Consider the following 20,997-nt stretch of genomic DNA (forward strand, 5'->3'; position numbering starts at 1 on the left):
AGCTGATCATCGCCGGCGTCGTGACCGAAGTGTGCGTGGCCTTCCCGGCGCTGTCGGCCCTGGCCGAAGACTTCGAAGTGTTCGTCGTGACCGATGCCTCGGGCACCTTCAACGAAATCAGCCGCGATGCCGCCTGGGACCGCATGAGCAGCGCCGGCGCCCAGCTGATGACCTGGTTCGGCGTGGCCTGCGAGCTGCACCGCGACTGGCGCAACGACATCGAGGGTCTGGGCACGCTGTTCGCCAACCACATCCCCGACTACCGCAACCTGATGGCCAGCTACTCCGCGATCCAGGCCGCCAGCAAGAAGTAAACGATGACGAGCATGGCCCGCGCGACGCGCCAGGCCATGACGATGCAGTTTTTAATCGGGCGGCGTTGTGCCTCGCGCCACCGCCGTCCGCCAGACACCCCGGACCCCGCCATGAGCACGCATTCGATCACCGCCGACGCCCTGGACCTGCCCAGCCATCCCTGGCTGGCGCGCGCGGTCCGTTACCTCGAAACGACGGGGCCGCTTCTGATCGCCGCGATGCTGTTGCTCGGGCTGATGTACACCCCGTTACCGACGCCGTCCAGCGACACGCCGCAGCCGGCCGTCGCCAAGCGCGCCCCGGCCATCGAGGCGGCGCTGGCGCCCGAACTCATGATGGTGGTTTCGTTGCGCGCGCAACCCTGACTACAGGATCGCCATGCGGCTGTTCTGCAGATCCGTGACCAGCATGTGGCCGGGCGCGTGCGTGATGCAGAACTCCGGCCGTACCGCGGCGACCACCGACTGCGGCGTGACGCCGCAGGCCCAGAACACCGGCATCTCGCCGGGCCGGATCTCGACGGCATCGCCGTAGTCGGGCTGGTTGATATCCGCGATGCCGATCAAGGACGGATCGCCCAGGTGCACCGGCGCGCCGTGCACCGACGGAAAGCGCGACGTCACCTGCACCGCGCGGATCGCGTCTGCCGCCTTGAGCGGCCGCATCGACACCACCAACGGACCGCCGAACACGCCGGCACGGGCCGTCTGAATATTGGTGCGATACATCGGCACGTTACTGCCCTGCTCGATATGCCGCACCGGCAAACCGTTGTCGAGCATGGCTTCTTCGAACGAAAACGAGCAGCCGATCAGAAACGACACCAGGTCGTCGCGCCAGTACTCGCTCACGTCGGTGGGCTCGGCCACCAGCTCACCATCCTTCCAGACCCGATAACGCGGAATGTCCTTGCGGATATCGATGTCGTGGCCCAGCGTGGGAAGCGCGGGATCGCCCGGCTCCGACATGGCCAGCAGCGGACACGGCTTCGGGTTGAGCTGGCAGAAGTGCAGAAAATCCGCGGCCAGCGCGCGCGGCAGGATGGCGAGGTTGGCCTGCACCTGGCCCGGCGCGAGATTGGCCGTGGGGCCGGTGAGCTTGCCCGACCGGGCATCGAGCCGTGCCTGGTACGCCAGGGCGGCTCCGTTTCGTGCATGCGCTTGCGTGGACATCGAATTCCCTTGTGAATGCCTGGCCGGCAGTCCGACCGCGATATCAGGCATTGCACCGCAGCCGCGCGCGCGGCGTCCAATCACAAGTTCCGATAGACCCCGATCAAAATTTCTTATTGCGGGTTTGCCCTAGGTCGCGGGGGCCGCCCGTCGCGGGGGCCGCCCATCGCGGCGACTCGCCTGCTCCGAAGCGCTCACCGGCAGGAGGTAGAAGGGTCGCGCGAAGCGTGAACTCGACACGGCGATGAACGGCTGCCCGAGAGGCCTCGCGCCGACCGCAATGGCGCGCCCCCAATGCAAAACGCCTGCCCCGCTCCGCCCGGCATCAGGGCCGGGCGGGCGGAACAGGCGTTTTCCGGACGCGCCCGCTCGCGCGGGCGCAGTCAGTGCATTACACCTTCAGCAGCAGCGCGTTCAGGCGCTTCACGAAGGCGGCCGGATCGGCGATCTGCGCGCCTTCGGCGAGCAGGGCCTGATCGAGCAGCAGCTGGGCCCAGGCGCCGAAGTCTTCGTCGCTGGTGTCGCGGATACGCGCGATCAGCGCATGCTCGGGATTGATCTCGAGCACGGGCTTCAGATCGGGCGCTTCCTGGCCGGCCGCCTTGAGCATGCGCAGGAGGTGCGGGCTGAGTTCGTTCTGGCCCACCACCACGCATGCGGGCGAGTCCACCAGACGCAGCGTGACGCGCACTTCCTTGACCTGACCTTCGAGCGTCTGCTGCAGACGTTCGACCAGCGGCTTGAACTGCTCGGTCACTTCGGCCTGGTGCTTCTTTTCTTCGTCGTCGGCCAGCGCTTCGAGGTCGAGGCCGCCCTTGGCCACCGACACCAGCGACTTGCCGTCGAACTCGCGCAGGTGCGAGAGCATCCACTCGTCGACACGATCCCACAGCAGCAGCACTTCGATGCCCTTCTTGCGGAAGATCTCGAGATGCGGGCTGTTGGCCGCGGCGGAGTGGCTGTCGGCGGTGACGTAGTAGATCTTGTCCTGGCCTTCTTTCATGCGGCCGAGGTAGTCGGCGAACGACACGGTCTGCGCCGCGCCCTCGCCCTGCGTGGACGCAAAACGCAGCAGCTTGGCGATGCGCTCGCGGTTGGCCGGGTCTTCGCCCGCACCTTCCTTGAGCACCTGACCGAACTCGGTCCAGAACGCGGCGTAGTCATCCTGGCGGTTTTCGGCCAGATCCTCGAGCAGCGACAGCACACGCTTGGCCGAGCCCTCGCGGATTGCGCGCACGTCGCGGCTTTCCTGGAGGATCTCGCGCGAGACGTTGAGCGGCAGGTCGGCCGAGTCGATCACCCCGCGCACGAAGCGCAGGTACGACGGCAGCAGCTGCTCGGCATCGTCCATGATGAAAACGCGGCGCACATATAGCTTGACGCCACGGCGCGCATCGCGATCCCACATATCGAAGGGCGCGTGCTTGGGCACATACAGCAGCTGCGTGTATTCGCTGCGGCCTTCGACGCGGTTGTGGGTCCAGGCGAGCGGATCGTCGTAATCGTGCGAGACGGTCTTGTAGAACTCGCGGTACTGCTCTTCGGTCACGTCGCTCTTGGCGCGCGTCCAGAGCGCATTGGCCTGATTGACGGTTTCGTATTCGTCGCGCGCGACCTGCTCGCCCTTCTCGGCATCCCATTCTTCCTTGACCATGCGGATCGGCAGCGAGATGTGGTCGGAGTAGCGGCGCAGGATCTCGCGCAGCTTCCAGCCATTGAGCAGCTCGTCTTCGTCGGCACGCAGATGCAGCGTGACCGAGGTGCCGCGGGTGGTCTTGCCGGAGGCGCCGATCGAGAACTCGCCCTGGCCGTCGGACTCCCAGCGGATGGCCGCATCGGCTGGCGCGCCCGCGCGCAGGCTCTCGACCGTGACCTTGTCGGCCACGATGAACGAGGAATAGAAGCCCACGCCGAACTGACCGATCAGCTGCGCGTCTTTTTGCTTGTCGCCGGTGAGCTGCGAGAAGAACTCTTTGGTGCCCGAGCGCGCGATCGTACCGAGGTTGGCGATCGCTTCGTCACGCGACAGGCCGATGCCGTTGTCGGTGATGGTGATCGTGCGGGCGGCCTTGTCGTAATCGACGCGGATGGCGAGCTCGCTGTCGCCGGCCAGCAGCGCCGGCTCGTCGATCGCCTCGAAGCGCAGCTTGTCGCAGGCGTCGGACGCGTTGGACACCAGCTCCCGCAAGAAGATCTCCTTGTTGCTGTAGAGCGAGTGGATCATCAGGTGCAGCAGCTGCTTCACCTCGGCCTGAAAGCCCAGGGTTTCGGATGCGGAAGGCGTGGCGGTTTGGCTCATGGTTCGAAGTGGCTAGGTAAATGAATGGGAGCCCCGAGGGCGACCCCGTCATCGGCCGGCGAGGCGTTCTGCCCCGCACAGCCGCCGGTAAACCCTAGGCATGTGGGGGTCTTGCCACGGTTTTCAAGGCCGGTGAGCGGCTTTATGACTGACTCCCGGCTGACACCGCTAAAATGCCGCACTTTTCCCGTACCCCTGCCGGCCCTCCGCCCATGCAACCCTCCTCCCTGACCCAACCCCTGCCCTCCGGCACGCCCGAGGCCGACGCCAGCCACGACCTGGTCTACGGCCACGACGATCGCCCGGCGCCCCCGGTGGCCTTCATTGCCGCCCTGCAACACCTGCTGGCCATCCTGGTGCCCATCGTCACCCCCGGCCTGCTGATCTGCCAGGCCCTCGGCGTGAGCAGCCGCGACACCACCCTGATCGTGTCCATGTCGCTGGTCATCTCTGGCATCGCCACCTACGTGCAGTGCAAGCGCTTCGGCCCGCTGGGCGCGGGGCTGCTGATCGTGCAGGGCACGAGCTTCAACTTCGTGGGTCCGCTGATCGCCGGCGGCTCGGTCATGGTGAAGCAGGGCACGCCGGTCGAGGCCGTCATGGCCGCGATCTTCGGCGTCGTCATCGCGGGCTCGTTCATCGAGATGGGCGTGAGCCGCATCCTGCCGTTCGTGAAGCGCCTGATTTCGCCGCTCGTGACCGGCATCGTCGTGCTGCTGATCGGCCTCACCCTGATCAAGGTCGGCCTCATCAGCATGGGCGGCGGCTACTCGGCCATGGGCAACGGCACCTTCGCCAGCGCGGAGAACCTGACCCTGTCCGGCCTGGTGCTCGGCACCATCATCCTGCTGAACCGCGTGCCGGTCGTGTGGGTGCGCAGCACCGCGCTCGTGCTGGCGCTGGCCGTGGGCTACATCGCCGCCGCCTTCATGGGCCGCCTGGACTTCACCGGCGCCCGCGAAGCCGCCCTGTTCCAGATCCCCACCCCGCTGCACTTCGGCCTGGGCTTCTCGTGGGCGCTGTTCGTGCCGATGCTGATCATCTATCTGGTCACCTCGCTCGAGGCCATCGGCGACGTCACCGCCACCAGCAAGGTCTCGAAGCAGCCCGTCGACGGGCCGCTGTGGATGCAGCGCATCAAGGGCGGCGTACTGGTCAACGGCGCGAACTCGCTGCTGGCCGGCATCTTCAACACCTTCCCGAGCTCGGTCTTCGCCCAGAACAATGGCGTGATCCAGCTCACCGGCATCGCCAGCCGCCACGTCGGCGTCTGGATCGCCGGCATGCTGATCCTGCTGGGCCTGTTCCCGGCCGTGGCCGGCCTGCTGCAGGCCGTGCCCGAGCCCGTGCTGGGCGGCGCAGCCATGGTGATGTTCGGCGCGGTCGCCGCATCCGGCATCAACATCCTGGCCGGCGTCCAGCTCGACCGCCGCGCGCTGCTCATCATCGCCGTGTCCCTGGCCCTGGGCCTGGGCGTCTCGCAAGTGCCGCAGATCCTGTCGCACCTGCCCGACGCGGTGAAGAACGTGTTCGAATCCGGCGTCGCCACCGGCGGCATCGCCGCTTTGGTGATGAACTGGTTCCTGCCCGAGAAGAAGTGAGGGCGGACGGCGCCAATCATCTCCGTGGACGGCGCGGCGCCTATGCCTGAGGAACAGTAGAAGTTGAGCGGCGCCGCAGCGGCGCGCCGCTCGACGCCTCGGGGCGCGGACCCTCCTCCGGCCTGCGCCCCGCACCTCGCCTGACAATCTTGTCCAGGCCGCATATAATCGCGGTCTTCTCTTCTACCGCGATACGTCATCCGGACGCATCCGCGACCCTCGGCCCGAGTGGTGAAATTGGTAGACGCAGGGGACTCAAAATCCCCCGCCGCAAGGCGTGCCGGTTCGATTCCGGCCTCGGGCACCACCCTCCGCTTTCCCTGATTCTGCTTCCCTGCGCCGTCTCGTCGGCACGGCTGGCTTCCTGCGCGCGCGTCTGTTGCGTACGCAAGAACGGTTCGGAGGACTGCGCGTGCGCCTCTCCCCCTCCCTGTCACCACGCGGCGGCCATTGGCTATCTCGACCTACGAAGCCTGGATCCGCGAATCAAACGCCCCTCACTTGCGCGGTGGCTTGCTGGCCGGCAGGAAGCTCTCGTCCAACGTGCGCATGCGCGAGTTGTAGATGTGGTCGCGCATCGCCTCGCGGGCCTCTTCGGGGTCCTGGTCTTTGATGGCCTGAAAAATGCGCGCGTGCTCTTGCTGCACGCGCTCGCCGCGGGTCACGGCGCTGGCCAGGGCCAGGCTGCGCATGACGCGCATGTAGTCGAAGATCTGCTGCGATAACGACTGCAGCATGGTGACGAACAGGTCGTTGCCACAGGCTGCCGCGATCGCCTGATGGAAGCGGAAGTCGGCTTCGTTGCCCACCTGGCGTGCCTCGAAGGCGGCCTGCATGTCGTGAAGGGCTGCGGCCATGCTTTGCAAATCTTCGTCGGTACGGCGCTGGGCCGCCATATAAGCCGCGTCGCCTTCCAGCGCACTGCGCAACTCCATGCATCGCACGAGCTCCGCCAGCCCGCCGATCGGCGCGAGGCGAACCAGTTCCGGGCTCGGACGCTTGCGGACATAGGAGCCCGCGCCCCGCTGCGACACGATGATGCCGTCGGCCTGCAGTCGAAACAGCGCTTCGCGCACCACGGGTCGCGATACACCGAAGGCCGCACAGAGGTCGTGCTCGGACGGCAACCGGCTTTCCTCCGGGTACTTGCCGTAGGTGATCTGCTGCAGCAGGCGGTCGTAGAGCTGGTCGGCAAGTCGCGGCGGACGCTGCGCGCGCAGGTCTTCCGTGTCGGAAGCCAGCGGCGCGGCGACGGGCGCGGTACGTTTCGCTTGGGTTCTGGGCATAGAAAATTCCGGAAACAGGTGCCAGTGTAAGTCCTCATACCGCCCCGGCCGCACGGCGGGGACGGCTGAGCGGGGTCCGTTAAAACACTAGTTGCCTTACAACTTAACAATCGTGTAATTTTAGCCAAACCACGCGCATACGCGCCGACGAAGATGAAGGAGACAGCATGGACTTGGGTATCGCTGGCAAATGGGCCCTGGTATGCGGGGGAAGCAAGGGCCTGGGCTGGGGATGCGCCCAGGCGCTCGCGAGCGAAGGCGTGAATGTCGTGCTCACGGCACGCGATGGCGTGCGGCTCGAGCAGGCGGCGAACGCGTTGCGCGCCGTCGCACCCCGCGCCGAGGTGCGGACAGCGGTCGGCGACATCACGACGCCGGAAGGCCGCCGAGCCGCCCTGGATGCCGCGCCGCGCGTGGACATTCTGATCAACAACGCGGGGGGACCGCCGGCCGGCGACATGCGCGACTGGGCGCGCGACGACTGGATCCGCGCGCTCGACGCGAACATGCTCGCGCCCATCGCACTCATCCGCGAGACGGTCGACGCCATGGCCGAGCGCAATTACGGACGGGTGATCAACATCACATCGTCGGCGGTCAAAGCCCCCATCGCCGCGCTCGGCCTGTCCAACGGCGCGCGCACCGGGCTCACCGGTTTCGTGGCGGGACTGGCACGCCAGCCCGCGCTGGCCGGCCGCAATGTCACGCTCAACAACCTCCTGCCGGGCACCTTCGACACCGATCGTCTGCGCGCCAATCTCGCCGTCATGGCGGAGCGCGCCCAGCAGCCGCTGGACGATTACACCGGCATGCGTCGTCGCGCCATCCCGACGCAGCGCTTCGGCACGCCCGACGAGTTCGGCGCCCTGTGCGCGTTTCTGTGCAGCGTCCACGCCGGCTACATCACGGGGCAGAACCTGCTGCTCGATGGCGGCGCCTACCCCGGCACGTTCTAGACCTGGACACGCAAGGCGTGCAGTCCGACGTCTTCCGGCATGCCGCGCGCGCACTCACATGCCATCGCGAATGTGAGTACGGCGACGGGATGCAGTTCATCGCTGTGAGTCGTACCTATAAAAACCATGGAGACAAACAATGTTGAAGATTCGGATACGGACGGCCTGCCTCGCGCTCGGCCTCTCCCTCGCCGTGCTCCCGAGCACGCACGCCTCGGCACCCGTGCGGATTGTCGTGCCCTACAACCCCGGCGGCGGTTCCGACCTGTTCGGCCGGCTCTTCGCCCCGGGCCTGGGCAAGGCGCTCAAGGAAACGGTCATCGTGGAAAACCGCTCGGGCGCGGGCGGCATCATCGGCACCGAGACCGTGGCGCGCTCCACGCCCGACCAGAAGATGCTGCTGGTGTCCGACTCGGCCGTCTACACGATCGTGCCGTCGCTCTACCAATCCCTTAACTACGGCGTCAAGGATCTGACGCCGGTCGCCAATCTCGCGACCTTCGGCAATGTGCTCGTGGTGCCCGCCAACTCGCGCTTCAAGACGTTTTCCGACGTGCTGGATGCCGCGAGGAAATCTCCCGGCTCGCTGACCATCGGGTCGTCGGGCACCGGCGGCATCACCCATCTTGCCGCCGAGAAACTCATGAAGGAAGCCGGCATAAAGCTGATGCACGTGCCCTACAAGGGTAGCGGGCCGGCCATCACCGATACGGGCGGGGGCCACCTCGACATGGTGTTCACCGGGCTGCCATCGGTGCTCGAGTTGCTGCGCAGCGGCAAGCTGCGCGCGCTGGCCATCGCCACGCCACAGCGCTCTCCCTACGCGCCGGACATCCCGACGATCAGCGAGTCCGGCGTGCCGGGCTTCACGGCAATGATCTCGCAGGGCTTGTTCGCACCGGCCAACGCAACGCCCCAAACCATCAAGCAGCTCAACCAGGCGGTGCAGGACTTCATGCGTCAGCCCACCACGCAGGAAACGCTGCGCAAGATGATGGTCGAGCCGGTCTACCAAAGCGCCGACGAATACAAGCAATGGCTCGACAAGGAGGCGGGCGACTGGTCCGCCCTCATCAAGCAGTCGAACGTGAAAGTGGAATGACCACGGCGCGGCGCGCCTGGCCAGCAGTGCCTGAGCCGGTCGCACCTAGCCGGCCGCACCTGGCCGGCCGCACCTGGCCGGCGGTGAACTTCCCAGTCTCAACACGAGAGGTAATTGCAGTGATAGATCTGTATGCATGGCGCACCACGAACGGGCTGCGCGCCACGATCGCCCTGGCTGAATCCGGCCTGCCCCACCGTGTGATTCCCATCGACGTGGGCGCGGGGGCCCACAAGACGGACGAGTACCGGCGCATCAACCCGGCAAGCCAGATCCCCGCGCTGGTCGACCCCGCCGGACCCGGTGGCAAGCCGCTGGTGCTGGCGCAATCAGGCGCCATCGTTCTCTATGCCTGCCAGAAAGCCGGCCGCTTCGTCCCTGGCGACGACGCCGGCCGTGCGCTCGCGATGCAGTGGGCGTGGCAAGCGGGCACCGACGTCGGCGGCACGAGCGCCGCCATGAACCAGGTGGAAGTCGTGTCGCCTGAAAAGGTCCCCGCGCACATCGACCTGTTCCGCAAGCGCTTTCTACGCTATTTCGGCGTGGTCGAGCAGCATCTGGCCGGACGCGATTACCTTGCCGGCGAGCTGAGCTACGCAGACTTCGTGCTCTACCCCAACTACGCGCTGCGCGCCGACGCGCTCGACCCCGTGGCGTTTCCGGCGTTGACGGCATGGGCTGGTCGGCTGGCGGCGCGCCCCGGCGTGATCGACGGGATGCGCCTGTACACGGAGAAGCGGGGATGAGCCAGGCTTCGATGAACGGCGCCCAGGCGCTGGTGCAGACGCTCGTGGACGCGGGCGTGACGACCTGCTTCGCCAATCCCGGCACCTCGGAGATGCACTTTGTCTCCGCGCTGGATCGCGTGCCCGGCATGCGGTGCGTGCTGGGCCTGGCCGAAACGGTGGTGACCGGTTGCGCCGACGGCTATGGCCGCATGATGGGCACGCCCGCTGCTACCCTGCTGCATTGCGGGCCAGGCCTGACGAATGGCCTGGCGAATCTGCACAACGCCAAGCGTGCCTACACGCCGGTGGTGAACATCGTGGGTGACCACGCGACCTACCATGCGCGCTACGACACGCCGCTCACCTCGGACGTGGCGACGCTGGCCGCGCCGATGTCCTGCTGGGTTCACGTGTCGCGCCATGCCCGCGAAGTGTCCGACGATGCCGTCGAGGCCGTGCGGCAATCGATGACGGCCCCCGGCGGCGTGGCGACGCTGGTCCTGCCCGCCGACACGGCCTGGACCCAATCGGATGGTCCCCGGCCGCCGTTGCCCGCGCCGACACCGGTGCGCGCCGACATGGCCCGCATCGACGACGCCGCCCGCGCGCTGCGCGGCGGCGCGCCGGCACTGATCCTGCTCGGGACGAGCGCGCTGAGCGAGGCCGGTTTGCACGCCGCCTGGCGAGTCGCCGGCGCAACCGGGGCCGCGCTCCGAACGACCACTTTCGTCGCGCGCATGCCCCGCGGGCGCGGCCGTCCGCCGATCGACCGCCTGCCTTATGCCGTCGACCAGGCGCTCACCACGCTCGCCCCATTTCCGGTGGTGATTCTGGCCGGCGCGACGCCTCCGGCCGCCTTCTTTGCCTACCCCGACAAGCCGAGCGACCTGTGCGCCCCAGGCACACGGATCATCTCGCTGGCCGGCGTCGGAGAGGACGCCGAGCGCGCGCTGCAAGATCTCGCCGATGCCCTGCAGGCACCGCAGCGCGAGACCCCTCCCTCATCGGTCGAAACGTCTCTGCCCACCGGCGCCTTCACGCCGCAGGGCTTCGGGCAGGTCCTCGCCCGCCTGATGCCCGAACACGCCATCGTCATGGAAGACGCCGTGACGTCGGGCCGCGGGCTGTTCGTGCCGACGTTCGATGCAGCGCCCCACGACTGGCTGCAGAACACTGGCGGCGCCATCGGCGGCGGCATGCCGACGGCGACCGGGGCAGCGATCGCGTGCCCCACACGCCGCGTGATCTGCCTGCAGGCCGATGGCGCGGGCATGTATTCGCTGCAGGCCCTCTGGACCCAGGCGCGCGAGCGACTCAACGTCGTGACCATCGTGTTCTCGAATCGCGCGTACCGGATCCTGCAAGGTGAACTGAAGGCGGTGGGGGCCACGCCAGGGCCCGCGTCGCAAGCGCTTTTCAGCCTGGACGATCCGCCGCTCGATTGGGTCCGCCTGGCCGAAGGCATGGGCGTGCCGGCCACGCGCACCGACACGATGGAAGGCCTGGCGCAGGCACTCGCACGCGGCGTGCGCGCGGATGGCCCGTTTCTCATCGAATTGCAATGTTGAACAGGCGGCCCGCCGCCTACACGTGGAGTGCTCATGAAGATCGATAACGTTACCGTCACCCTGTTTGCCTGGGACGACATTCCGCCCACCAGCTACGCGGCGCACACGGGAAAGTTCGCGGGCGCGAGCAAACTGGGCCTGCTTTCCATCCAGACCGATACCGGCGTAACGGGACACGCCTTCCTCGGCTCCGCCTACTATCCGGCGGACCTCGACGCCCCGAATCTAATCAAGTACCTGAAGCCCATTCTGATGGGGCAGGACCCACTGGATCGCGAGCGGCTGTTCCAGGCGATGTGGCGGCGCTCACGCACCACGACCGTCCGCACGATCGGCGCGTGCGACGTGGCGCTGTGGGACATCGCCGGCAAGGTCGCGGGCTTGCCCATTCATCGCCTGATCGGCAGCTACCGCGACAAGATCAAGGCCTACGCGAGCTCGATGATCCTCGACTCGCCGGAAGAGTATGCGGACGAGGCGCTGCATTATCAGTCTCGCAACTGGGCCGCCTACAAAATCCATCCGCCCCATCCCTGGCAGGAGGACATCCGCGTCTGCGAGGCCGTGCGCAAGGCGGTGGGCGACGACTACCTGCTGATGCTCGACGCAGCCTGGGCCTACCAGTACCCCGAGGCGGTCCGTGTGGGGCGCGCCATCCAGGACCTCGACTACTACTGGTACGAAGACCCGTTGCAGGACTCCGATCTCTACAACTACGTGAAGCTGAAGCAGCAACTGCATATTCCGATCATGGCGACGGAGGCCCCGGCCGCGGTCCTCGATGCGTACGTGCCCTGGATCCAGCAAAGCGCCACCGACTTCCTGCGCGGGGATGTGCCACTCAAGGGCGGCATCACGAACATGCTGAAGACCGCGCACCTGGCCGAGGCGTTCCGCATGAACTATGAGATCCACCACGGCGGCAACTCGCTGAACAACGTGGCACAACTGCATGTCGCCATGGCGCTCAAGAACACCGAATTCTTCGAGGTGCTGCTGCCCGGTGGCGCGCAGAAGTACGGTCTGATCGAAGACATCGAGCCCGACGCCGACGGCTACGTGCATGCACCCACCGAACCGGGCTTGGGCGCACGGATCGATTTCGAGCTGATCGAACGCAAGCGCGTGGCCGTGCTGTAGCAAGGCCGGCCACGCTGGTCCCTGTTGGGGGCAGCGTGGCCGGGGCAACAATGCCACACTCCGTGTCCAACGCCGCTGGCCAGACGCTAAGGTGGCGATCCGACCTGATCGATCGTCCTGGGGTGTCCACGGAATGTCATCATTTTTGTTGACTAACAGCGTTCCGCTTGGCTACGCTATTTCTGCTCGTCACTGCCAAGTTCGTGATGAAGCAGAGTGAGTTCGTGAGGTGGCTGCGCGCTCCAGGAGCGGAGTTCAGGCATGGCTCGCGCCACCTGAAGGTGTACCTCAATGGCAGACAGACCACCCTGCCGAGGCACCCCAGCCACGAAATCGGGGAATCCCTCCGACTGCGAATTCTTAAGCAAGTCGGTCTGTGAAGACTGACAGGCGTCTCTCTTTCGCCGACTGCGTCGACCCGAGCCAGGAGCCACCTTCATGCTGCAATTCCCCGCCCTGATCGAAACCGATGGCACCGGGTTCACAGTGTCGTTTCGTGATATTCCTGAAGCTCTCACCGGCGCCGCGACGCACGAAGAAGCGTTGGAGATGGCAGCGGACGCCTTGCTGACGGCGATGGATTTCTACTTCGAGGATGAGCGTGCGGTGCCAGCGCCGTCCAAGGCTCGGGGGGACGAAGTGCTGATCAGCTTGCCGGCGAGTGTGCAGGCGAAGATTCTTGTGCTCAATGAGTTGGTCGCGCAGGGGGTCACGCAGGCAGAGCTGGCGCGCCGGATGGGCCTGCCTCGGCAAGAGGTGAGCCGTCTCGTGGATCTGCATCACACGACCAAAATCGATACGCTGGATCGCGCGCTGGAAGTGTTGGGCAAGCAGATGGATATCACGCTCGCCTGAGTGCGCGTCTTCGTCCTGGGCGTCCAGGGCTTCGATCTTGTCGAGCAGGATTTGGCGCGGGTCCATCTTGTGTCCTTGCAGGGCGTGGTGCGGACGACGGTCAGGACGAGCGGCTGAGCGTCCGGCCGAGGCAGGATGCGCACCGTACGTTCCGGACGATGGCGTCCGACCTCGTTCGCATGGGCCGCCATGATAACTGTCGTGCCGCGCCCGCGACGTGCGCGTGGCGCGCCGCGGACTTCCTCGCAAAGCTAAAGCGGCACAGCCCCCCGCAGGCGCTGTGCCGCTCCTCACCCCACTCAATCGATCACCGCACCCGCCGTGCGCACGACCTTGCCCAGGCGCTCGTATTCCTGGTTGGAGAATGCGCGCAGTTCTTCCCGGGTGGTGGGCGCGGGCTGTGCGCCGCGGGCTTCGAGCTGGGCGCGCATCTCGGGCTCGGCCATCGCCTTGTGGACCGCGGCGTTCAGGCGGTCCAGCACTTTGGCGGGCGTGCCCTTGGGTGCGTAGAGCGCGTCCCAGGCGAAGAAGGCGTAGCCCGGCACGCCGGCTTCGGCCACGGTGGGCACGTCGGGCAGCGACGCCACGCGCTCGGCCGTCGTGACGGCGAGCGCGCGCAGGCGCTGCGCCTTGATCTGCGGCGCCACGTTGGGCATCACGTCGATCAGCAGCGACAGGCGTCCGCCCATCAAATCGGTCATGGCCGCCGCGCCGCCCTTGTAGGGTACGTGCACGATGTTCACGCCGGCCATCTGCTTGAGCTGCTCGCAGGCCAGATGCGAGGTCGTGCCGTTGCCGGCGGAACCACAGGTGAGCATGCCGGGCTTGTCGCGCGCGGCGTCCAGCAGATCCTTCAGCGAACGATAGGGATCGGCGGGGTTGACCACCACGGCCGCCGCGATCGTGGTCAGGCGCGAGATCGGCTCGAAGTCATCGCGGGAGAAGCCGGTGGTCTTGTAGAGCCAGTGGTTGATGGCTTGCGTGCCGTTGGTGGCGTAGGCCAGCGTGTAGCCATTGGGCTCGGCACGTGACGCGGTGGCGCTGCCGATGTTGCCGCCCGCGCCGGGGCGGTTCTCGACGATGATAGTCTGGCCCAGGTCGCGCATGAGCGGTTCGCTCACCAGCCGCGCCAGGGTGTCCGCGCCGCCGCCCGCCGGGAACGGCACGATCAGATTGATCGGGCGGCTGGGCCAGGTCTCGGTGCCCGCGGCGCTTACCGCGGGGCCGCTCATGCCGATACAGGCGGCGATACCCGCGACCCAGAGCGCCGCGGGTGAATTGACGATACGCATGATGTTGTCTCCTCGAGTGAACCATTGGCCTTGTCCCGGCCTTCCGGTAAGTAAAGCGCCGGCGGGCTCCCGCCGGCACGAATGTCAGTAGACGCCCGCCGCGCCACTGGTGGCCGCACGTCCATGACGTGCCGCCAGATCGGTTGCCGCGCGCGCCAGCAACGTCGCGTCCACGCCCACGGCCGTGAACACGCTGCCGCGTGCGATGTAGTGTTCTGCCAGGACCGGATCGCTCACCAGGATTCCGGCCGCCTTGCCGTGGCTGCGGATACGCGCCAGCGCCGCATCGATCACGGTCTGCATCGCGGGATCGGCCGGCCGGCCGCGATAGCCGTAATCCGCGGCCAGGTCGGCCGGGCCGATGAAGACGCCGTCCACGCCGTCGACGGCGCAGATCGCGTCGAGAGCCTCGATGCCGCGGCGCGTCTCGACCTGCACGAGGGTGCACATGGTGTCGTTGGCCTCGTCCAGATAGGCAGGCAGGCGATTCCAGCGCGAGGCTCGCGCCAGCGCGCTGCCCACGCCACGAATGCCTTCGGGCGGATAACGCATGGCGGCCACTGCCGCCGCGGCCTCCTCGGCACTCTGGATCATCGGCACGAGCAGCGTGCGCGCGCCGACGTCCAGCAAACGCTTGATCTCGACGGGATCGTTCCAGGCGGGCCGCACGACGGGCTCGACCGGGTAGGCCGCCAACACCTGCAACTGCGCGAGGATCGAATCGAGCGTGTTGGGTGCATGTTCGCCATCGATCAGCAGCCAGTCGAAGCCGGCGCCGGCCACGACCTCGGTGGCATACCCACTGGCCAGGCCCAGCCACAGGCCCACTTGAGAGTCGCCGCGCGCCAGCGCCGCCTTGAACGCATTCGGAGGGGTTTTCATGGTCATCACTCGAAGCGGCAGCTCACGGCGCCCAGGGTGCCGTAGTCGACGTGGAACACATCGCCGCGCTCCGCATACACGGGTCGCGTGAACGAGCCGCTCAGCACGATCTGATCGCGTTCGAGGGCAACGTCGTGCTCGGCCAGGCGATTCGCGAGCCACACCACACCGTTCGCGGGATGGTTCAGCACGCCCGCCGCCAGGCCGGTTTCTTCGATGACGGCATTGCGCGACAGGATCGCGCCGACCCAGCGCAGATCGAGTTCGTTGACGCGCACCGGGCGCCCGCCCATCACCACGCCGGCATTCGCGGCGTTGTCGGCGATCGTGTCGAACACCTTGCGCGGGCGACGCGAGTCGGGATCGATCTGGTGCGATCGGGCATCGATGATTTCCAGTGCCGGAATCACATAGCGCACCGCGTCCAGCACGTCGAAGAGCGTGACGCCGGGACCGCGCAGCGGCTTGTCGATAATGAACGCGAGCTCCACCTCGAGGCGCGGCACGATGAAACGATCACGCGCGATGGACGCGCCATCGGCGAACAGCATGTCGTCGAGCAGCGCGCCGAAGTCGGGCTCGTCGATCTGCGACGACAGCTGCATGGCGCGCGAGGTCAGGCCGATCTTGTGGCCGACCAGACGCCGGCCCTCCGCCAGCTTGAGGTCGACCCAGCGGCGCTGAACGGCATAGCCATCGGCGATGTCCATGTCGGGATGGTCGAGCGAAACCTGACGGATCTGGGTGCGCGTGCGCTCTGCCTCATGCAGGCGGCGTGCGATGTCTTCGATGATAGGAGCGGCTAGAGCCATGAAAGACCTCGAGAGTTTGGTAGGTGTCAGTGCGTGGCGGGTTCGGGCGGCAGATGGCGCCGGCTGGTCTTCTGCGCCAGCCGCCACCCCGCCAGCGTCTCGATCCACTCGTCGGTGCAGGACCGGATCGACACGAGACGCGGCGTGGCGTCCGCGCCGGGCGCCGTACGGCTTTCGTAGGCGAGCAGGTAGAACTGCACGCGCACCCGCCCCTCCTGCGCCGGCTCTGCTTGCAGGTTGGTCACGATGTGTGCGGTTTCGCGCGCCGGATCGCGTTCGGCCAATGCGGCGGCCACGGCCTGGGGGCCGACCAGTGCCTGCCCCTGCCGGTGCCAGACACCGTCGGCGGCCATCAGCGCGGCAACCTCGTCGTGGCGGCGCTGGTCCAGCGCGCTGAAGAACGCCAACACATGGCGGCAGGCGGCGTCGCGGTGCGAGAGAGAAGAATCGTTCATGCGGCAAGCTCCGGGTTGCGCGGCGCGAGTGGCGCCACCGCGTCAGGCGCGTCAATGCAGTCTTCATAATCCGCGGGGGCCGCGGCACCTTGCTCCACGAGCTTGCGCGCAACGCGGAAGTCACGGCCGGCATCGATGCCGACGGCGGCCACCACCGCGCCGGCCGCGTCCAGGCCGAGGTAGAGACGACCGGTGGCTCCCGCAGGACGCATGACGGTCCGGCGCGCCAGCGCAGGAAAGCCCGCGATCTGGATCATGTGCTCGTATTGCTCGGACCACACCAGCGGCACGGGTGCATAGCTGACCGGCTCGCCCAGCATGGCGCGTGCGGCGGCGGCGCCCTGGTCCTGGGCGTTCTGCCACGACTCGAGCCGCAGCCCTTCGGGCACACGGGGATGGGCCAGCACGGCGACGTCGCCCGCCGCATAGATATGCGGATCGGAGCTGCGACAGGTGGCGTCGACGAGCACCCCGCGCGCGCACGCGAGCCCGGCCTCGCGCGCCAGGTCATCGTTGGGTTGCATGCCCACGCCCAGCAACACGAGATCGGCGGGCACCTGCGTGCCGTCGGCCAGCCGGACCCGCCCGCCCTGTGCATCTTCTTCGAGCGCCGTGACGCCCTGGCCGATGCGCACGGTCACCCCGGCCGCCTCGTGGCGGTCGAGCAGAAACGCCGACACGGGGGCCATGACGCTGCGCGCGCAGAAGCGCGGCGCGGCCTCGATCACCGTCACGGTGCACCCCAGCGTGCGTGCGGTGGCGGCGAGCTCCAGCCCGATCCAGCCGCCACCGATGATGACGAGGCGGGGCTGGCTGGCCAGCGCCGCGCGCAGCGCCAGCGCATCGTCGAGCGTGCGCAGGGTCCGCACCCGCGCGCTGTCGAACCCCGGCAACGGCGGGCGGCATGGGCTGCCGCCGGTGGCCAGCAGCAGCTTGTCATAGCCGATCGCGGCGCCATCGGCGAACCGCAATTCGCGCGCCGCTGCGTCCAGCGCGACGGCGGCGCGCCCGGCCAGAAATTCGACGTCGAGGGCCTGCATGTCCGCCATGCTGAGCAGCGTGGTCCCGGCGGCCTCGGTCGCGCCCGTGATCAGGCCCTTGGACAGGGGCGGTCGTTCGTAAGGCGCATGCGCCTCGGCGCCGCACAACACGATGCGGCCGGCATGACCGCCATCGCGCAAGGTGCGCGCGGCCCAGGCGCCGGCCTGCCCCGCGCCCACGATCACGAAAGTACCGGCGGCTTTCATGCCTCGTCGGCCCGCAGATACACCGTGCCCTCTTCCACGCGGATTTCGTAGCAGCGCAGATCGGTGGTGACGGGAGGGCACTGCGGCTTGCCGGTGGCGATGTCGAACACCCCCTGATGCAGCGGGCACTCGATCGTGCCGTCTTCGACCCAACCTTCGGCGAGGCTGGCATTGCCGTGCGGACACTTGTCCTGCGTGGCACAGACCTGCCCATCGAGCTCATACAGGCACACGGCCTCGCCCTCGTGCATCACGCGCAGCGTGTGCGTGTCGGGCGAAATGTCCTTGACCAGTGCCACCGGTTTCCAGATAGCGGTATCCATCATGATCAGAACCCCATCGCCTCGCGGTAATACTGATAGAACGAACGGATCAGCACCTCGGTCACCATGTAGTCGGCCGGCTCGGTGTCGCGTCCGCCCATCTCGACGATGCCGCGCGCGCCGGGGTAGCCGGTCACGCCGATCTGGCACTGCGTGAGCATCTCGCTGTCGTCCATCGAGACAAAGCCCGCCGGGCCCAACAGGTTGGCGTGCTTCAGGCGCAGCCGCGTCATCTCTTCGTCATCGTCTTCGTAGCCGTAGTACGTGAAGACGAGCTCGTGCTCGGTGGGGCTGCGCGGAATCACGTGGCGGGTCTTGAGCGAGTTCGCCTGGATGCCGAACTGCGCGGCGGGAAAAACCCATGCGCCGCCGACGCGGCCGCGGTTGAACTCGGCCCGCGGCGTAACCGTTTCCAGGTCCAGCAGCTCGAGGTCGTTACGGAACCGGCTCATCTCCGAGGTGGCTTCGGTGACCTTCTTGCCTTCGTTGTGCGACACCATCACGCTGTGCGCGCCGCCGCCGGTCGGAATGCACTCCGACTTGGAGTCGGCACGCCACAGGCCAAAGGTGATGTAGAAGGTGTGCAGCAGCGTGGCGTGGTACGGATCCTTCAGGTTCTCGAGGTACATCTTCCAGTTGCTGGGAATCAGCTGACGGCTATAGCCCAGCAGCTTGAGCTTCTTGCCCGGCAACATGTGATCGATTTCCGCCAGCACCTCGGGGCCGCAGAAATCCTCGAAGCTCGGCGCCTCGTCGGAGAACGTGGCCCAGATCGAGCCGCCGCGATTCACGCTGCGCAGCTTGCGGATGCCGTTCTGCTTAGGGTCGAAATCGCGCGGCATGCCGCCCTTGCCCATCGCGCCGCGGCGAAACGGCACGCCTTGCAGATTGCCGTTGAGGTCATAGTTCCACTGGTGATAGGGGCAGGTGAAGTCCGCGACCTTGCCGGTGTTCTGCCAGCAGATCTGCGCGCCGCGGTGGGCACAGCGGTTTTCGAGCACGGCGATCTCGCCGCTCTCGGTGCGCACCATGATCACCGGACTGGTGCCGATCCAGTTGCGCTTGTAGCAGCCCACCTCGGGCACTTCGCATTCCAGACCCACGTAGTTCCAGGTCTTGCCATTGAAGAAGATATCCATCTCCTTCTGGAACACGGCGGGATCGGTATAGACCCAATTCGGAATCCGGGTATGGCCCTCCTGGGGCCAGCGCCGTTCGATGTGGATGGGCTGTTCCGCGCGCGCCTCGGCGTGATCGGTACAGGCGTGCTGGGCGTCGTTGTGTGTGCAGGTCATGGCGATTCCGGAATCAAACGGGCACGATGAGCGAAGTGCGCACCCGGTAGTTGTCATAGACGCAGTCGCGGTGCGCGAGGCGCCAGCCGGCGTCGGTTTCGCGCCAGGTGTCGAGATAGCGGCCGACCATGTTCAGGCTCGGCTCGCGATCGGACAGCGATTCCATGATGGCGAAGTTGGCCTGCGCCCGGACCTCGTTGCCCGCGCGTTCGCGCACCATCACGCCACTGATGAAGTGGCGCAGCGAGCGCGGCTCGAACATCGTGGTTTCGCGCAACGCGGTGACACGGTCCTTGAGCATGTTCTTGTTCATGCAATAGATGAGGCCGAGCGGCAGGCCGGCATCATGGTTTTCGCGCGATAAGACGCGGTAGTGGCAGTCTTCGGTAAAGAAGGCAGGCCAGGCTTCGAGGTCGCCCTCGTCCAGGCAGTGCCCGTAGTCTTCGTACAGATCGCGCAGTTCGGCGCGCAGCGCGCGGGCGCGGAGATCGTCGGCGTTCGGCATGTCGGTCGGAATCCTTGGTGTCAGGTCAGCGCGCCGCGGCGAGTTGGGCGCGGTTGCTCTCGAAGCCGCTCTGGCTGCCCAGCGCGAGGATCGGCTCTTGCATCCGCTCCTGCCAGATCAGCGACTCCATCGCGATCTGCAGCGGGTGATCCTGCACGGTCAGCGACGACGTCGTGCTGTTCTTGGTGTGGTGCGAGTGCATGGCCCAGCCCGGCGCCGACAGCAGCAGATCGCCCGCCTTCCAGTCGAGCCGCACGCCATTGACCTTGCTGTAGCCCTCGCCGCGCAGGTAGTAATTGATGGCCGAAGAACTGTGCCGGTGCGGGACGTGGTGGTTGTCCGGCGGCGAGCTCGAGATCGTGGCAAAGAAGCTGTGCGTGGTGCCGATGCGGCGCTCTGTCGCCGGGTTGTAGAGCACGAACAGGCGGCGTCCGTTGTAGCCCTTGGCGATGTCTTCCACCGACGGCAGATGCTCGGCCACGCTGGCATAGGGCCAGTGCAGCGCGCGCGAGGCCAGCACGTCGATGTCGATCAGCCACTCGTAGCCCAGCAGGCGCGCGCCATCGGCGCCCACCGGCACGTCGAGCGCCAGGTCGCGCGCGCGGGCCGCGCCCGGCGCCGGCCCTTCGCGCCGCGTGGTGTTCGCGTCGGAGGGCGGCACGGCGCCTTCGAACTCTTCCACGAAGTGGACCTCGAGCTTCTCGAGCAGCGGGGCGTTGGAATACGACAGGCGCACCCACGGCGTCTTGCCCTCGTTGCGGTACTGATGGATCTGCATCGAGGGCGTGTTCCACACGTCCCATTTGCCAATCGAGAAAGACCGGCCATCGACCGTGGCCACGCCCTCCCCGCTGATACAGATCTCCAGCATGTTGGAGTTCTTGCGCAGGTTGAGCGTGCTCTCGCCGGGATTGAGCACATTGATGGTCACGTCGGTGCCCGGGGCGAGGCCCAGGCCGGGCGCGGTGGCCTCGGGGTGCACGATCAGGCTCGCGCGCCGGCCGTTGTCGGGCCGCGGCGCGTCGATCAGGCGCTCGATCTCGCTATCGATCTCTTCCTTGGTGATCACCACCGAAGGCCACATATTCTGTTGGCGAGGCGCGGCCCCGCTCACGTTCACGAACATCTCGTTCTCCTCGTCTTCGGCGGCGCACCGCCGGCTAT

General features: G+C 67.0%; 22 protein-coding genes and 1 tRNA gene. 11 read left to right on the forward strand and 12 right to left on the reverse strand.

What is annotated here, in order from left to right; translation table 11 throughout:
• Both CEK29_RS20605 and CEK29_RS20610 read left to right on the forward strand, forming a co-directional pair.
• Positions 1-314, forward strand: a 314-nt coding sequence (locus CEK29_RS20605; RefSeq protein WP_141218371.1) for an isochorismatase family protein, incomplete at its 5' end; no start/stop codon positions are given.
• Positions 315-425: 111 nt separating this feature from the next.
• Positions 426-680: a hypothetical protein gene (locus CEK29_RS20610; RefSeq protein ID WP_094859201.1), complete on the forward strand. Its 255-nt coding sequence runs from the start codon at positions 426-428 to the stop codon at positions 678-680.
• Here the strand turns inward: CEK29_RS20610 and CEK29_RS20615 are convergent, their stop codons facing one another.
• Together CEK29_RS20615 and htpG are read right to left on the reverse strand one after the other, a co-directional pair.
• Complete coding sequence (locus CEK29_RS20615; RefSeq protein ID WP_094804303.1) at positions 681-1,487, reverse strand: putative hydro-lyase; 807 nt, start codon at positions 1,485-1,487, stop codon at positions 681-683.
• Positions 1,488-1,878: 391 nt separating this feature from the next.
• Complete coding sequence (gene htpG / locus CEK29_RS20620; protein ID WP_094859202.1) at positions 1,879-3,786, reverse strand: molecular chaperone HtpG; 1,908 nt, start codon at positions 3,784-3,786, stop codon at positions 1,879-1,881.
• Positions 3,787-3,998: 212 nt separating this feature from the next.
• Here htpG and CEK29_RS20625 point away from each other — a divergent pair, with 212 nt between their 5' ends.
• Both CEK29_RS20625 and CEK29_RS20630 read left to right on the forward strand, forming a co-directional pair.
• Entirely contained in the window at positions 3,999-5,387 is a 1,389-nt protein-coding gene (locus CEK29_RS20625) for a uracil-xanthine permease family protein (RefSeq protein ID WP_094859203.1), read from the forward strand.
• 222 nt (positions 5,388-5,609) lie between these two features.
• Positions 5,610-5,694: transfer RNA gene (locus CEK29_RS20630), tRNA-Leu, on the forward strand.
• A gap of 190 nt (positions 5,695-5,884) precedes the next feature.
• Here CEK29_RS20630 and CEK29_RS20635 read toward each other — a convergent pair.
• Positions 5,885-6,673: a FadR/GntR family transcriptional regulator gene (locus tag CEK29_RS20635; RefSeq protein ID WP_094804308.1), complete on the reverse strand. Its 789-nt coding sequence runs from the start codon at positions 6,671-6,673 to the stop codon at positions 5,885-5,887.
• 167 nt (positions 6,674-6,840) lie between these two features.
• On the opposite strand from CEK29_RS20635, the gene CEK29_RS20640 reads away from it, so the two are divergent.
• The 7 genes from CEK29_RS20640 (at position 6,841) to CEK29_RS20670 (ending at position 13,022) form a co-directional block, all read left to right on the forward strand.
• Positions 6,841-7,629 (forward strand): SDR family oxidoreductase, encoded by a 789-nt coding sequence (locus CEK29_RS20640; RefSeq protein WP_094859204.1) that lies wholly within the window; start codon positions 6,841-6,843, stop codon positions 7,627-7,629.
• Between the two features lie 139 nt (positions 7,630-7,768).
• Positions 7,769-8,731 (forward strand): Bug family tripartite tricarboxylate transporter substrate binding protein, encoded by a 963-nt coding sequence (locus tag CEK29_RS20645; RefSeq protein WP_094859205.1) that lies wholly within the window; start codon positions 7,769-7,771, stop codon positions 8,729-8,731.
• Between the two features lie 119 nt (positions 8,732-8,850).
• A complete protein-coding gene (locus CEK29_RS20650) occupies positions 8,851-9,477 on the forward strand; it encodes a glutathione S-transferase family protein (RefSeq protein ID WP_176456949.1) in 627 nt (208 codons plus the stop codon).
• An 11-nt stretch (positions 9,478-9,488) separates the two neighbouring features.
• Entirely contained in the window at positions 9,489-11,027 is a 1,539-nt protein-coding gene (locus CEK29_RS20655; protein ID WP_094859236.1) for an acetolactate synthase large subunit, read from the forward strand.
• 33 nt (positions 11,028-11,060) lie between these two features.
• Entirely contained in the window at positions 11,061-12,167 is a 1,107-nt protein-coding gene (locus CEK29_RS20660; RefSeq protein ID WP_094804316.1) for an enolase C-terminal domain-like protein, read from the forward strand.
• Between the two features lie 206 nt (positions 12,168-12,373).
• Entirely contained in the window at positions 12,374-12,547 is a 174-nt protein-coding gene (locus CEK29_RS20665) for a type II toxin-antitoxin system HicA family toxin (RefSeq protein WP_094859237.1), read from the forward strand.
• 58 nt (positions 12,548-12,605) lie between these two features.
• Positions 12,606-13,022 (forward strand): type II toxin-antitoxin system HicB family antitoxin, encoded by a 417-nt coding sequence (locus CEK29_RS20670; protein WP_094859207.1) that lies wholly within the window; start codon positions 12,606-12,608, stop codon positions 13,020-13,022.
• 299 nt (positions 13,023-13,321) lie between these two features.
• On the opposite strand, the gene CEK29_RS20675 is transcribed toward CEK29_RS20670, so the two are convergent.
• The 9 genes from CEK29_RS20675 to CEK29_RS20715 all read right to left on the reverse strand — a co-directional run bounded on the left by CEK29_RS20675 (position 13,322) and on the right by CEK29_RS20715 (position 20,959).
• Positions 13,322-14,314: a Bug family tripartite tricarboxylate transporter substrate binding protein gene (locus tag CEK29_RS20675; RefSeq protein WP_170948582.1), complete on the reverse strand. Its 993-nt coding sequence runs from the start codon at positions 14,312-14,314 to the stop codon at positions 13,322-13,324.
• Between the two features lie 84 nt (positions 14,315-14,398).
• On the reverse strand, positions 14,399-15,196 hold the full coding sequence (gene hpaI, locus CEK29_RS20680) for a 4-hydroxy-2-oxoheptanedioate aldolase (RefSeq protein ID WP_094859238.1): 798 nt from the start codon (positions 15,194-15,196) through the stop codon (positions 14,399-14,401).
• A 5-nt stretch (positions 15,197-15,201) separates the two neighbouring features.
• Positions 15,202-16,008 carry a 2-oxo-hept-4-ene-1,7-dioate hydratase gene (gene hpaH, locus CEK29_RS20685; protein ID WP_094859208.1) on the reverse strand — a complete coding sequence of 269 codons (807 nt, stop codon included), beginning with the start codon at positions 16,006-16,008 and terminating at the stop codon, positions 15,202-15,204.
• A gap of 26 nt (positions 16,009-16,034) precedes the next feature.
• The gene (locus tag CEK29_RS20690) at positions 16,035-16,463 is read right to left on the reverse strand and encodes a nuclear transport factor 2 family protein (RefSeq protein ID WP_094859209.1); all 429 of its coding nucleotides are present in this window, start codon (positions 16,461-16,463) and stop codon (positions 16,035-16,037) included.
• The gene (locus CEK29_RS20695) at positions 16,460-17,710 is read right to left on the reverse strand and encodes an FAD-dependent oxidoreductase (protein ID WP_094859210.1); all 1,251 of its coding nucleotides are present in this window, start codon (positions 17,708-17,710) and stop codon (positions 16,460-16,462) included. Before CEK29_RS20695 ends, CEK29_RS20690 begins: the two co-directional genes overlap by 4 nt.
• The gene (locus CEK29_RS20700; RefSeq protein WP_094804433.1) at positions 17,707-18,033 is read right to left on the reverse strand and encodes a non-heme iron oxygenase ferredoxin subunit; all 327 of its coding nucleotides are present in this window, start codon (positions 18,031-18,033) and stop codon (positions 17,707-17,709) included. The genes CEK29_RS20695 and CEK29_RS20700 overlap by 4 nt, the downstream gene beginning before the upstream one ends.
• A 5-nt stretch (positions 18,034-18,038) precedes the next feature.
• Positions 18,039-19,328 (reverse strand): aromatic ring-hydroxylating dioxygenase subunit alpha, encoded by a 1,290-nt coding sequence (locus CEK29_RS20705; RefSeq protein ID WP_249279210.1) that lies wholly within the window; start codon positions 19,326-19,328, stop codon positions 18,039-18,041.
• 13 nt (positions 19,329-19,341) lie between these two features.
• Entirely contained in the window at positions 19,342-19,833 is a 492-nt protein-coding gene (locus CEK29_RS20710; protein WP_094804326.1) for an aromatic-ring-hydroxylating dioxygenase subunit beta, read from the reverse strand.
• A 25-nt stretch (positions 19,834-19,858) separates the two neighbouring features.
• Positions 19,859-20,959 carry a cupin domain-containing protein gene (locus tag CEK29_RS20715; RefSeq protein ID WP_094804328.1) on the reverse strand — a complete coding sequence of 367 codons (1,101 nt, stop codon included), beginning with the start codon at positions 20,957-20,959 and terminating at the stop codon, positions 19,859-19,861.
• Between the last annotated feature and the right edge of the window lie 38 nt (positions 20,960-20,997).

It is taken from the genome of Bordetella genomosp. 5 (genome assembly GCF_002261475.1).
GTDB lineage: Bacteria > Pseudomonadota > Gammaproteobacteria > Burkholderiales > Burkholderiaceae_B > Bordetella.